This is a genomic window from Sphingomonas faeni (assembly GCF_003053745.1).
Classification (GTDB): domain Bacteria; phylum Pseudomonadota; class Alphaproteobacteria; order Sphingomonadales; family Sphingomonadaceae; genus Sphingomonas; species Sphingomonas faeni.
On sequence record NZ_QAYE01000001.1, the window covers coordinates 790,639 to 804,257 of the forward strand.

Genomic DNA, 13,619 nt, shown 5'->3' on the forward strand with positions numbered 1-13,619 from the left:
GCGAGCCTATCCCGATCGCAACGCTACGATCGTTCCGTTCGCGATCTTGGGACCACCACAGATGGCGTGGTCGAAGCGACTGCCGCCTAAGACGAAGTCGCGTCCGGCATTGGGGGGCTACAAGGGGGTCGCAAAGGAACAAGACTTGGTCTGTCCTACGACCGTTCCTCTTCACGGCACGAGATGGTAGACATTGATCAATGGCTGGCAACCTCACCTTTATCCACGCAGCGGACATCCATCTCGACAGTCCGCTGCACGGTCTGTCGCGGAGCGACGAGGCATTCTCGCGCCTGGTGCGCGGTGCGACCCGCAAGGCGTTTTCGAATGTCGTGGATCTCGCGATCGAGGAGGGCGCAGCCTTTGTCGTGATCGCCGGCGATCTGTACGACGGGGCCTGGAAGGATCAGTCGACCGGCCAGTTCGCCATCGCCCAGCTGGCGCGCCTGACGAGGGCCGGCATCCGCTCCGTGATCGCCTTCGGCAATCACGACGCCGAGAGCCGCGTCACCCGCCACCTGACCGCTCCGGAAGGCGTCTACAAGCTCAAGAGCGCGAAGTGCGAGAGCGTGCGGTTCGACGATCTCGGGGTCGTCGTTCACGGCCGCAGCTACAAGGAAGCGGCAACGACCGAAAACATAGCGTCGACCTACTGCCCGCCAGCGCCAGGCATGCTCAACGTGGCGCTGCTACACACCGCGCTCGACGGTCATGAGGGACATGCCAACTACGCGCCGTGCAGTCTGGGTGAGCTACAGGCCGCCGGGCACGATTACTGGGCGCTGGGCCATGTCCACGATCACGCGGTCCGGTCCGATCACCCCCACGTCGTTTTTGCCGGCAACACCCAAGGGCGCCACATTCGCGAGACCGGCGCCAAAGGCGCGGTGGTCGTCCGGGTTGAAGAAGGTGCCATCGTGCATGTCGAACACCGCGCGACGGACGAAGTCCGCTGGGCACATGCCCGGGTCGACGCGATCGGTGCGGCAGACCCTATGGAGGCGCTGGCCGCGATCCAGGCGCAGCTGCGTCCTGCCGTTCTCGGCGCCGACGGTCGCCCGCTGGCCGCCCGGGTCTCTATCACGGTCGATGGTCCGCTTGCGCAGCGGCTCCGCGCCGATCCTACATGGTTCGAGGCTGAGGTCCGCGGCCATGCCGCTGGTGTCTCCGACGCGCTCTGGATCGAGCGGGTGAAGATCATCGCTAACGACGCTGTTCTACCCACCGGCCTGCCGCCCGAATTGCTGGAGATGCTGACCCAGGCGCTAGACGATCCGGACTGCCTCCGCGCGATCGAGAACGCCATCGCGCCGCTGACGGCAAAGCTGCCGGCGGAAATCGGCGATCCCGACACGGCACCGCTACTTGCATCAGCGCGGAGCCGAGACGGTGCGGCACTCATCCGCGCTGCCAAGGCGCTCGTCGAAGCCCGCCTCGGCGAGGGCGCGCACTGATGCGGTTTTGCCGGTTGGAACTCGTCCGCTACGGCGGATTCGCGGATCGCGTATTCGACTTCGGCAATGGCGGTCCCGACCTGCATCTCGTCGTCGGCCCGAACGAGGCGGGGAAGTCGACCGCGTTGCAGGCCATCGGCGACTTCCTGTTCGGCATCCCCGGACAAAGCCGGCAAAACTGGCGCTACGAATATGCGCAGCTTCGCCTGCGGGCATTGATAGAGCACGACGGTAAGCTGCTCGACGTCACCCGACGCAAAGGCAATCGCGACACCCTGCTCGCCGCGGACGGCACGCCTTACAAGACCGATCCGCTGGCACCGCTGCTCGGCGGAATCGATCGTGCCGGGTTCGAGCGCATGTTCGGACTGGATCACACCAAGCTGCGCGAGGGTGGGGCCAGCATTATCGGCGGTCGCGATGATGTTGCCCGAATCACGCTCGAGGCGGGTACGGGCGTTTCGCACATCGGCAGCGAGCTTATCCGGCTGACCGAGGCAGCATCAGCGTTGTTCAAGCCCGGCGGGCAGAACCCGCCGGTGAACCGTTTGATGCGCGAGCGGTCCGAGGCACTGGCCCAGGTGCGACAGACGTCGATCAGCGATGCCGACTGGACGCAAGCCCGACAGCGCCGCGCCGACGCCGAGGCGCGCCGCACGGCGCTGATCGACGAAGCCGAAGCGCTCGACCGTGAGCAGGCGCGCTTGGACCGGGTGGGGAGGGCGCGTTCGCCCTTTGCGCGGCTGAGCACCGCACGCGCCGAACTGGGCGGGCTGGAAGATCTGCCAACGCTGCCGCTGGACGTGGCGGCGCAGCTGGCGACCCTCCGCGCCGAGCGCATTACAGCCACCGAACTTGCGTCTCAGGCAAAGGTGGATTTGGCGCGCGTCGAACAGGCGATCGCAGGCGTGGAACGACCCGGCAGCATTTTGTTCGAACAGGAACGGATCGAGGCGCTCGAAGAGCGACGGCCAGTCATTGCCAAGGCTGCGGGTGATCTGGAGCGTCGTCGCGCCGAGCTGGACCGGATCGACACCAAGCTGGCTGCCGCGCTTGCCGAAGCGCGGATCGCACCTGGACAGCCGATCCCCTCTGCCGGGTGGCGCAGGCGTGCGGCCACGCATCTCGACGCCGTTCGAGAGTTCAAGACGCGCGAGGCAGCAATTGAGAAAGAGCGGGTCAAGATCGTCCGCGACCGGGCCGCGATCGAGCGTGATCTTGCGACGGTAAGCGGGACGGTCGACCCCGCCGAGCTGGTCGCGGCGCTCCAGCTCTTGCCGGCCGAGGCGGAGACCCGCCTGGCAGAAGCGACGATGGAAGCCGGGCGGAAGCGGACGCTTGCGGCCGAGCGCCTGTCCGATCTTGCCCCGTGGCAGGGAACAACAGCCAGTCTGCGCACGCTTGCCGTACCCACCGAGGCGGAAGCTGCCTCGGTGCGTAGTAGCGCCGAGGCGACAAGGAACGACGCAGCCGCTGCGCGCAAAGAAGGCGAGACCGCCCAAACCAGCGCTATCCGGGCTGAGGCAAGGCTGAAGAGCCTGATCGCAGGCGGGTCGCTTCCCACACCCGACGTGATTGCAGCTGCACGGCAGCAGCGCGACGCACTCGTCGCCCAAGTTCGCGAGCGGCTGGTGGTGCCGCATATCGGAGACGACGACGGGATCGGAGACGCGCTTGCCGGACGCATCACAGAGACCGATCAACTGGCCGACCGGCGCGATGCCGAAGCTGCCCGCGTAGCGGAATTTGTCCTGACGAATGTTGCGCTTGATGAAGCGAGGGCCCTGATGGCGGCGACGCATCTGCGGGAGGACCAATATCAGGCGACACTGTCGCTGGTCGAACAAAGCTGGGCCGAACGACTGCAAACGATTGGATTTAAGCGCGCCATCGCACCGGCGGACCTGTCCGGGTGGCTCACGAAGAGGTCGGCAGCGCTGGAAGCCGATCGCGACGCGGCGTCCGCGGAACTCGCTCTACAGGAAATGACGGCTCGGTTCGGGGAAGCGCGGACTGCGATCGCAACTGCTCTGTCAGCAGCGAGGGGGCCTGTCGCAACAGCGGACGACACTAAACTGGCGAGACTCGCGAGCGGGCATGCCGCTGCGCTGACGACCGCCGCAGGCAACCGCGATCGGCTGCTCTCTGACCTTGCCACGGTTGAACGTGCAGCAAACGAGCTCGCAATGGAGGTCGCCGATCTAGGACGTGCACGGGTCGCGCTCGATCAGGAACGGACAGGACTGGCCAGCGAGGCGGCGCTTCCTGCCGATGCCAGTAACACCGTGCTCGCCGATGCCCTCGAAGCTATCGCCCATGTTGGCGAGGAGACCGGGGCACGAGAGTCGATCGTTCGGCAGATCGACGGCATTGAGCGGGACCGATCGGCGTTCAATACCGAATTGGCAACCGTGCTTCTTGCGCTGCAGGCTACCGGCTCAGCCGACACGGTCGAGCACGTGCGCCAGCTTGCGGCGTCGTTGCGCGCAGCGATCCGGGCGCGTGACACGCTGGCGGGCCTTGAATCTGACCACGCGCGCATCACGGGGGAGCTCGCCCACGCGGAGCGTCGGCTCGACGGCATTGCCGGCGCGATCGATGCGTTGATGCAGGCCGCCGGTACGACAGACGAAGCCAACCTGGAGGCGATTGTCGCCAACGTGGCGCGGCGAGATCTTCTTCGTGTAACGGAACGCGAAGCGCTCAACGAGCTCGCCGGCGCCGACAATGGCGCCGGGCTCGATACGTTGGCAGCCGAGATTGCTGGTTTGTCTGTCGAGGACGCCTCGAGCGCGCGTGCCCGGATTGACGACCGCCGTCGCGAAGTGGCCGCCGAGCGGGAAATTGTCGGTCGAACGCTGAACGCTGCGGACGAGGAGGCCGGCCGTGCGGCAAGCGAGAGCGCCGCGGCCGAAGCACAGCAGACGGTTTTCGACACGACTGCAGCACTGGCCCAGGCGGCGGAGGAGCACATCCAGGCAGCGAGCGCGGGCGCGCTGCTTCGCTGGATGCTCGACCGGCACCGTACAACCAATCAGGCGCCGCTTATCGCGAGAGCAGGCGTGTTGTTCGCAGAGGTGACTGGCGGCGCGTTCACGGGGCTGACCGTCGGCTATGGCAATGACGACCGTCCGATAATCCTAGCGCAGCGGTTTGATGGTGGAGAGGTCGGCGTCGAAGCGCTCAGCGAGGGAACGCGCGACCAGCTATACCTTGCCCTTCGGCTGGGCTCGATCGAAGGCCGCGCCGGCGCGGGGGCGTTGCCGATCATCTGCGACGATCTGCTGATCACCGCCGATGATGGTCGGGCAGGTGCGCTCCTCCGGGTGCTCGCCGCTGCGGCTGCGCATAGCCAGGTAATCGTGTTCAGCCATCACGCCCATCTCATCGACGTCGCGCGGGGCGCGGTGGGATCAGATGGCTTCAGGCTTCACACGATCGAACCAATCGGCGCGATCGCCGCATAGCGGTTTCGGGAAATAGGTGGCAGGACGGTACGGGGAAAGCCGAGATTGCCTCTGCCGTCATTCGATGGTCGCCGGTCCCGTGGCATTCATTTCCGAAAGCACAAATTTCGGAGCTCGATTTGCATGAGTGAGTGGCGGAAGTTGGAAAGTGAAAAGGATGGTCGGAACGGCCGCTTGTGGGTCTGGCGGTCGCTACGGCCACGGCGGGAGACCAGTTCACGACAAGCAGCAGCGGGCCGTGAACGACCACTCGTGACGGGACGCCTGCCATTCGCTTCAAGCAAGCTCATCAGGCAGCAACACTTCCCGAAGCTGGAGACTGGCGAGGCGGACGAACGATTCCCAAAAGCAACCATTCGCTCAGTTACCGTCGTCGGCCACGCCGCTGCCTCAAGCGCTTGCCGCAGCCGACGTCGCGGAGGTAGCTCGTCTATGGATTGTCTCGAGCGGCCGCACCTATTGGCAGCCGCAAGCCCTAGGATGATTAGGCATGCGCCAACGCCCGTTAGTTGCTTCGACACGAACCGGAACGTCTGGCAACGAACTGCCGATGCATCGCACACATAACCTGTTTGGGTTGGCAAGAAATCCCGCAGCAGGAGCCGTAACCTTGTGACCACCGTTTCGAACCAGGATCGGCCGTTTCCGCTTGCCCACCCAGGCGTCAATGATGGCGTAACCTTGCTGGTTGTGGCTCGATGCGTGATGCAGGGCGGTTACAATCAGATTTTGCCGGACCGGCAAGCCTGTTGCGGGTCTAGGAAAAGGTTTGCCGTGAGTAGTGAGGCGTGAATCGGCGGTGAAGAGCACCGCCGGCTCCTTTTCGTCTTCGTGGCGGAGGTAGGCCAAGCACTCACGGTTCGCGCGCGACAGGGTCAGCGCGTAGAAAATCAACTGCGGCGACACTAAGCGCGGACTTGGCAGCACCTCGACCGCGTTGATCGGGGTTAGGAAGCCGCGATCCCCGCCGCGCGCGCCGCCTCCCGGCTTTTTGCGATTGTTCTCAAACTGGTCGAAATCGAACCAACGGACTGGAATGCCGAAAGCGATGCAGCTTGCGACCGTCTTCGAGATACGCTCGTGTGTATCAAGCGCATTGTGCGCCAGCATCATCGCGAGGGCTTCGTGCGAATGCGCGTTCGGCAGCTCGCCGCGCTCTCGCAAGTCCATGGCCAGACTGGATGCCGTGCCTTCACGACTGCTCCAGCCTGGGGCGTCGCCAAAAAGTGCGAGCGTGAGCGTTGCTGGAAAGCCCGGCGCATTCGCGTCTTCGATCTGATGCGCTTTTTCGAGGCGCTCGACCGGGCGCTCGTCCTCTCTGAGCGGAAACAGGCCATCAAACAGGCCGCTCGCGGACGCCGCGTAGCGGACGGCATTTGCGAGGTGTTCGCGTTCCAAATTTTCCGATAACGGGCCGCGATCACGCGCATCATTCCGTTCACGAGCATATTCACGCGCGGCGCTTGCGATCTCAGGTGCCGCCTCGAATGCCCCCTTGACGATGCGACTACGAACCCATTTCGAGCGGCGCGGTCCGGCGCCGGCTGGAGCCCATAATGCGGGCAACCAGACCTCGTCGATACTCCGGCCGGTGCGCAGCCAGCGTGCCATGAATTGCGGGGCACCCTGACAATGATCGGCGTCTTCATGTGTGAGGATTAGGCGATCGATCTTACGAAGATCCGGCATCTGGCCATTCAAAAAGGTGTCAAGCGAGTTGTCGAGATCACCCTTTCCGAGGTGCCAACCCGTGTCGACCAGGATTGCCACGTCACGGTCTTGGTAAGTCGTGCGCAGCAGGAAGCTTTCTCCCTTGCGGGGTAGCGGGATCGCTAGAAACGTAGATGTCATGGTTCCTAATACGGCAATGCGCGTGCGTTGCCATCTTATCGCAGGCAAATGTCGGCTGAGATTCTTGCGGGCCCGGAGAGATTGTAGATGGCGATGGCACCTTGCGCCTGCTCCGCCACGGTTTCTCAATCCGGTTCTTTATTCGACATCGTTATGCCTGCCGTGAACGCTGAATCGAATCCGGCCGACCCGCCGAAGACGAAATAAATGGTAGAAAGCGGAAAGCGCGGGAACGGCGCTAAGTGACCGGAACTTGCAAAAGCTGCCGTTCGCCGACAGCACGGTGAACGGCAAAATTGTCCCACTTCTCGGCATTACCTCCAACGCTGGTCGAGACGTCGGGCGAACATGAACGGATGTCTGAAGATGGGGAGCCCGAAATGACGGCTGAATGTCGTGTCGTGGGTCGGTCAGGTCAACGCGTTCGCAGGTGTCCACTGCGGCACCTGCTGGTCCTGCCATAGTCGCAGGCGTCGCCAGTCCAGCGCATCGTAGACAGCTGTGGTCCCTACAGCATCGTTTAGTGGCAGTGCCGCAGCGGCCTCACGCAGAAAACGCGGTCGAAGCGCGTCATCCTCCAGATAGGCTGCCTCCCACCAGCCGATGATGCGATCTCGCGCATTTGCCATTGCAGCGGCCGATGGTAGGCGGTCGCGCTTCTCGTGCTGATTAACTCGGGTGTGCGCCGGCATCAGGTTCCACAGATCCCCGCATGGCCAAACCGACCATGGCAGGCAGTGGTCGATGTCGAAGCTGTTCGGCTTGAGGGGGCGTCCCGTCCAGACGCACTCGATCGGCTGCCCGCGACCGAGCAGCCGCTGGACCACGTTGCGACCAAGAGCGGTGGTGCGAACCGGCTCTACCCACGCCAGGGCGGCTTCTGCAGCGCCGGGCGCGACCGCCAGACCCATACGGTCGGCATAGACGCGGATGAGGCGGGACCATTCAGCGACCAGCATGGGTTCGATCCAGGACCCAAACCGCGACATAGCCCGCCACAAGTGGCCCGGCACCTCGATCAGGCCCCAGCCGCGCAGCGTCTCAAGGTCGAGCACGGTTGCGGATGCACCGCCCCGCCGCCCGCGGCTGACGCCGAACACTTGCATGTCACTGTTGGGATAGCGGGTGAAGGTCGCCGGCATCTTGGTGATTGTGTGAGCAGCCCGGGACAGCGCGGAAGCGATGGCGTGGGCCTGCTCGCCGGCGAAGACCGCACCAACCCGTAGCTCGACCGGTGCCGTGCCGAGCGCGAGCAGTGCTGCAAACCCGTCCTTGGCGAAGCCCAGTCGCTCCATGCCGACATTACCCGGCATCTGCGGGAGCCTCGCCCGAACCAGGGGCAGGTACATTCTCAGCCAGTTCAGTGCGACCAAGCCTAGCGGCACCTCAACTGCATCGCGGCCATCGGGCACCGGCGTAGCCGCAGCAGGCGCATAATCGGCGACGCGCGCCACGGCCCGGAGGAGCGCCAGCTTATAGGTGGACGACTTCTCGTCGGACAGGACGATCCCGCGCACCAGCGGAAGCGCGCCGGTGCCGTCATCAGGCATGCGCAGCGCCATTACGTCCCAGGTCACACTGGCGCGTCCGCCCTGATCGCTGGACGTCGCAACCCGTAACACCTCCAGCCCATGCGCCCGGGCCAGCCCCTCGATTTCGGCGGTTGAGGTCGGGTGCATTTGCATACCGGACGGGGCGGGACCGTGGCGCAGCGTCATCACCAGCACACCGCCCGGCTTCAACAGAGTGGCGAGTTTGCGGAAGGCACGGGGCCGATCGGCAGGCGCGACGTGCTGCCAAACGGCTGACAGCAGCACGAAATCGTAGGCGAGCCCAAGCCCATGGACATGGTCGAGCGAGGGCAGGGCATCGCTCACCCACCGGATGCCGTGACTTCTATGCTTCTCGGCTGCGATGAGGCGCATACCGGCAGCAGGCTCGGCCGCCACAACCGAATAGCCGAGCGAGGTCAGCCAGGCCGCGTCACGTCCTGTGCCGGCGCCGACGTCGAGCGCCAGCTTGCTGTCGCTGCCGCTAGGGATGACCGGCAACACCTCAGCCAGCATCCGCTCGGACGATACCGCCTCATACCGCTCGGCCAGCATGTCGGCTTGGCCGTCATAGGCAGCGATGACGTCCAGGTAGCTGCTCAAGCGTCGAGGCCTGCGAAGCGAGCACGGTGTCGGGCGACATAGTCCGCGCGCGGGTGGAGCCGTGGATCGACCGGCAGGCGAACGCGCTCGCCCGGTTGTGGGAACAGCCGAATGAGCTCGGACGGCACCTTGTTGTGCGACACCAGCAGCCGGCACTCGTCGTCGAGGCTGATGAGGTAACGGTCGAACAACCAGTGCGCGGTCGCGGACAGAGCAATGCCGTTCTGCACTACGTCCGGCCCGCCATCTGCGACGCTCCAGATATGCGCGGCCTGAGCTTCGGCCTTTCCGCCGCCATTGACCATACGCAGCCCCGTCACCGCGCAACGGTTGTCATATGCATCGAGCACGTGGCCGCGGAAGGCGGCGCTGCGCACCTTGCGGTTGACCAGTAGCTGCGCCACGCGCCGCTCGTCGGGCGGTGAGGCCAGCAATGCGGCCGTGAAGGCGTCGATGTGGCGGGGATCGAGTTCGAGCCGGATCGCGTGTTCGGGCGATAGCGTGTCGACCAAGCCGGCGTTCACGATGGCAGCAAAGTCAGCATCATCAATGGCTCGAACCGATCGACCGCGTAGCGTCCGACCAACGACGGCGGGGTTGTCCAGCTCGCGCAGCATACTCTCAAGAAAGCGGCCGTCGGGATCGCGATACGGCACGGGACGATCGAACTCGATGAAGTCGCTGATGCGGGCGTAAAAGAGCGTGCGGTCGGCGGGATCAGGGTCGATGCTGCGCACCAGGCCGGCCGCCACATAGGCCTTGCGCCCACCCGCCGAGCCGGTTTCGCGGTAGATGATCCAATCGCCGACGCATGCTTCGGCTGCGCGCAGGTAGATGCGTGGGAAATGGTACCGCTCCGCGATCATGTCGTCGTAGCGCGATGCACCGCTGATTTCGAACACACCCTTCATGCCAGGATCGTGACGCGGTTCTCGGGTTGGAGCAACCTTGCTAACAACGTTCAACGGTCAACGGTCAGCGATCGTGGAACACGCTGCTGCTGAACGAACGGCCGCTTTCGGGGAGTCCAGATGCGGCCTCGAACGTCCGGTTCTGGGTCCGCGCCGCCACGCCGCTGACGGCAGCTCTCGACCAACTCAAGCCGTTCGTGACGCGAATTGCGAATGGCAGCTTCGGACGGAACCCGTTATTCGACGAGGCCAAAGCGATCGGCGGTCGCCTATCCTTGCAACCGAGCGTGTCTGGTAACCCGTCTTGAACACCGTCGTTCCTGAGGTCACTGGGCAGCAGCAGCGAGACGATTGGCGATGGGCCATTGCCAACGGGCAGATATCTAGCACCTCGGTACGGATAGCTGACGTACGTAGGCCTTTCCTGCACATTGTTTTCCGAACCGGTTGATGAACATCGGCCCGCGGCAAAAGCCGGCTCTGGCCGGCCCGTATGCGGTGTTCGGAAAACGGCCGTTTTCTGCACACCGCTGCCATCAGCCGATTCTCAAACGGGATCGTAAATTTAGAAGGTTGGCCTCGGAAATCTCAAACTAGCCAACTCTGACATATCCTTTATGCTGGATATATGGAAAACGATACGGCCATTGCTGCACTTAGCGCTCTCGCACAAGGCACACGCCTCGACGTGTTTCGCCTACTGGTCCGGCACGAACCAGATGGAATGGCGGCCGGCGAAATCGCCCGTCAGCTCGACGTGCCGCAAAACACTATGTCAGCGCACCTTGGCATTCTCGCGCGTGCCGGCATCGTCCGTTCCGAACGACATAGCCGCTCGATCGTCTACCGCGCCGATCTGGACGGGCTGCGCGCACTGACCCTGTTCCTCGTCAAAGACTGCTGCGCCGGCTCACCCGAACTATGTGCGCCACTCCTAGCCGAACTCACCCCATGCTGCTGAAAGGACGTCCCGTGGCCGTCGATATCGTGATCTATCACAACCCCGAATGCGGCACGTCGCGCAACACGCTGGCGATGATCCGCAATGCCGGCATCGAGCCGCATGTGGTCGAATATCTGAAGACACCGCCTGCGCGCGCGCTGCTGGTCGAACTGATCGATCGCGCTGGGATCACGCCCCGCGATCTGCTGCGTGAGAAGGGGACTCCTTATGCGGAGTTGGGCCTGGGCGACACGTCGTTGTCCGACGAAGCGCTGGTGGACGCGATGATGGCGCATCCGGTCCTGATCAACCGGCCGCTGGTCGTCTCGCCGCTTGGCGTGAAACTGTGTCGTCCGTCCGAAGCGGTCCTCGATCTACTGCCTGAGCCGCAACAGGGTGCGTTTGCCAAGGAGGACGGCGAACAGGTCGTGGACGCCTCGGGCCAGCGCGTCGCCTGATGTTGCTCGCGCTCGCTATCTTCGTCGCCACGATCGCGCTCGTCATCTGGCAACCGAAGGGCCTTGGCATCGGGTGGAGCGCGACGGGCGGCGCGGCGATCGCGCTGCTCGTCGGGGTCGTCTCGCTCGCCGACGTGCCGGTGGTGTGGGGTATCGTCTGGAACGCGACCGCGACATTCGTCGCGATCATCATCGTCAGCCTGTTGCTCGATGAAGCCGGGTTCTTCGAATGGGCGGCGCTCCACGTCGCGCGCTGGGGCCGGGGGCATGGTCGCAGGCTGATCGTGCTGATCGTGCTGCTCGGCGCGGCTGTGTCGGCGCTGTTCGCCAATGACGGCGCAGCGCTGATCCTAACGCCGATCGTCATCGCGATGCTGCGTGCGCTGGGATACAAGGACAAGGCGACGCTGGCGTTCGTCATGGCGGCGGGGTTCATAGCCGATACCGCCAGTCTGCCGTTGATCGTCTCCAACCTCGTCAACATCGTGTCGGCCGACTTCTTCCGGATCGGCTTTGCCAATTATGCTTCGGTGATGGTGCCCGTCGATCTGGCGTCGATCGCCGCGACATTGGTTGCGCTGCTGCTGTTCTTCCGGCGCGACATACCGGCAAGCTATGACGTGGCGCAGCTTCGTACGCCTGCTGACGCAATCCGCGATCCTGCAACGTTCAAGGCAGGCTGGGTCGTTCTGGCCCTGCTACTCGCCGGCTTCTTCCTGCTCGAACCTATCGGCGTGCCGGTCAGCGCCGTTGCCGCTGCCGGCGCGGTCCTCCTGCTCGTCATCGCCGCGCGCGGCCATGTCATCCAGACGCGCAAGGTGCTGGCCGGTGCGCCCTGGCAGGTCGTGATCTTCTCGCTCGGCATGTACCTGGTCGTTTACGGTCTTCGGAATGCTGGCCTGACCAACCACCTTGCCAGCTTGCTCGATCGCACCGCGCAAGGCGGCGTGTGGGGTGCGGCGTTCGGCACCGGCATCATCGCCGCGCTGCTGTCATCGGTGATGAACAACATGCCGACCGTGCTGGTTGGCGCGCTGTCGATCGACGCGACGCACGCCACGGGCCCGATCAAGGAAGTGATGATCTACGCCAACGTGATCGGGTGCGACCTTGGCCCGAAGATCACGCCGATCGGTTCGCTCGCGACGCTGCTCTGGCTGCACGTCCTCGGACAAAAGGGCATTCGGATTGGCTGGGGCTATTACTTCAAGGTTGGTGCGACACTAACGATCCCGGTGCTGCTGGTGACACTCACGGCACTCGCGATCAGGATCAGCATGGTATGACGGCACTCGTATATCTGGCCGCGTCGCTCGCGGAAATCGCGGGCTGCTTCGCCTTTTGGGCATGGTTGCGGCTGAGCAAATCTCCCCTGTGGCTGGCTCCAGGCGTGGTCTCGCTTATGCTGTTCGCCTGGCTGCTGACACGGGTGGATAGCGATGCAGCGGGGCGGGCCTATGCGGCCTATGGCGGCGTCTACATCTGCGCATCATTGATCTGGCTGTGGGCTGTCGAAGGGGTGCGGCCCGATCGCTGGGATGCTGGTGGAGCGGCACTCTGCCTGATCGGCACCTGTATCATTCTGCTTGGCCCAAGGACTGCCTGATGCCGCTCCGCACTATCTCCGATCCTGATAATCTGCCCGCGCTCGATCGGCGCTATTCGCTCAATCGTCCTGCCCTTGGGCTGGGCGCTGGTGATCCGCCTCCGCGCATCCTGTTGCTCTACGGCTCCCTGCGGGAGCGGTCGTTCTCGCGACTGTGTGTGGAAGAAGCTGCTCGCCTGCTGCAATTCTTCGGCTGTGAAACGCGGATCTTCGATCCTTCGACCCTGCCGGTACCCGACCAAGTGACGGGCGACGATCACCCGGCCGTCCACGAACTGCGCGAACTGTCGATGTGGTCGGAAGGGCATGTGTGGTGCAGCCCCGAGCGGCACGGCCAGATTACCGGGATCATGAAGCTGCAAGTCGATCACCTGCCGCTGTCGATGGGGGGGATGCGCCCGACGCAGGGCCGCACGCTCGCCGTCATGCAGGTATCGGCCGGGTCGCAGTCGTTCAACAGCGTGAACACCCTGCGCGTCCTCGGCCGTTGGATGCGAATGGTGACGATCCCCAACCAATCCAGCGTCGCGAAGGCGTTTGCCGAGTTCGAAGAAAACGATCGAATGAAGCCTTCGGCCTACTATGATCGGATCGTGGACGTGATGGAAGAATTGGTACGCTTCACGGTCCTGCTACGCCCGCACACCGCCCAACTGGTCGATCGCTATTCCGAGCGAAAGGAGGCAGGCGTGCCGATCGATAGCGCCACGGACCTTTCGAGCATCGCAACCTCGCCAACGTACCGGAAAGGCGAGTAAAGTCCGCTTAGTGTGGCA

The 13,619-nt window shown here is 64.1% G+C and carries 10 protein-coding genes; 7 read left to right on the forward strand and 3 right to left on the reverse strand.

What is annotated here, in order from left to right; all coding sequences use genetic code 11:
* Positions 1 to 200 precede the first annotated feature (200 nt).
* Positions 201 to 1,454, forward strand: coding sequence for a metallophosphoesterase family protein (locus tag C8J25_RS03580; protein WP_107952234.1), 1,254 nt, complete (start codon positions 201 to 203; stop codon positions 1,452 to 1,454).
* Positions 1,454 to 4,921: an ATP-binding protein gene (locus tag C8J25_RS03585; RefSeq protein WP_107952235.1), complete on the forward strand. Its 3,468-nt coding sequence runs from the start codon at positions 1,454 to 1,456 to the stop codon at positions 4,919 to 4,921. Before C8J25_RS03580 ends, C8J25_RS03585 begins: the two co-directional genes overlap by 1 nt.
* 456 nt (positions 4,922 to 5,377) lie before the next feature.
* On the opposite strand, the gene C8J25_RS03590 is transcribed toward C8J25_RS03585, so the two are convergent.
* The 3 genes from C8J25_RS03590 to C8J25_RS03600 form a co-directional block, all read right to left on the reverse strand.
* Positions 5,378 to 6,772: an MBL fold metallo-hydrolase gene (locus tag C8J25_RS03590; RefSeq protein WP_107952236.1), complete on the reverse strand. Its 1,395-nt coding sequence runs from the start codon at positions 6,770 to 6,772 to the stop codon at positions 5,378 to 5,380.
* A 410-nt stretch (positions 6,773 to 7,182) separates the two neighbouring features.
* The gene (locus tag C8J25_RS03595; RefSeq protein ID WP_107952237.1) at positions 7,183 to 8,925 is read right to left on the reverse strand and encodes a class I SAM-dependent methyltransferase; all 1,743 of its coding nucleotides are present in this window, start codon (positions 8,923 to 8,925) and stop codon (positions 7,183 to 7,185) included.
* Complete coding sequence (locus C8J25_RS03600; RefSeq protein ID WP_107952238.1) at positions 8,922 to 9,836, reverse strand: HNH endonuclease; 915 nt, start codon at positions 9,834 to 9,836, stop codon at positions 8,922 to 8,924. Before C8J25_RS03600 ends, C8J25_RS03595 begins: the two co-directional genes overlap by 4 nt.
* Positions 9,837 to 10,464: 628 nt before the next feature.
* Here C8J25_RS03600 and C8J25_RS03610 point away from each other — a divergent pair.
* From C8J25_RS03610 to arsH, 5 genes are read left to right on the forward strand one after another with little or no spacing between them, the layout of a single operon-like run.
* Positions 10,465 to 10,797 (forward strand): ArsR/SmtB family transcription factor, encoded by a 333-nt coding sequence (locus tag C8J25_RS03610; protein WP_082463432.1) that lies wholly within the window; start codon positions 10,465 to 10,467, stop codon positions 10,795 to 10,797.
* Positions 10,798 to 10,808: 11 nt separating this feature from the next.
* Entirely contained in the window at positions 10,809 to 11,237 is a 429-nt protein-coding gene (gene arsC / locus C8J25_RS03615; RefSeq protein WP_235525809.1) for an arsenate reductase (glutaredoxin), read from the forward strand.
* Entirely contained in the window at positions 11,237 to 12,523 is a 1,287-nt protein-coding gene (locus C8J25_RS03620; protein WP_055879895.1) for an arsenic transporter, read from the forward strand. Before arsC ends, C8J25_RS03620 begins: the two co-directional genes overlap by 1 nt.
* On the forward strand, positions 12,520 to 12,843 hold the full coding sequence (locus tag C8J25_RS03625; protein WP_055879898.1) for a YnfA family protein: 324 nt from the start codon (positions 12,520 to 12,522) through the stop codon (positions 12,841 to 12,843). Before C8J25_RS03620 ends, C8J25_RS03625 begins: the two co-directional genes overlap by 4 nt.
* Complete coding sequence (arsH, locus tag C8J25_RS03630) at positions 12,843 to 13,601, forward strand: arsenical resistance protein ArsH (protein ID WP_055879901.1); 759 nt, start codon at positions 12,843 to 12,845, stop codon at positions 13,599 to 13,601. Before C8J25_RS03625 ends, arsH begins: the two co-directional genes overlap by 1 nt.
* The last annotated feature ends 18 nt before the right edge of the window (positions 13,602 to 13,619 follow it).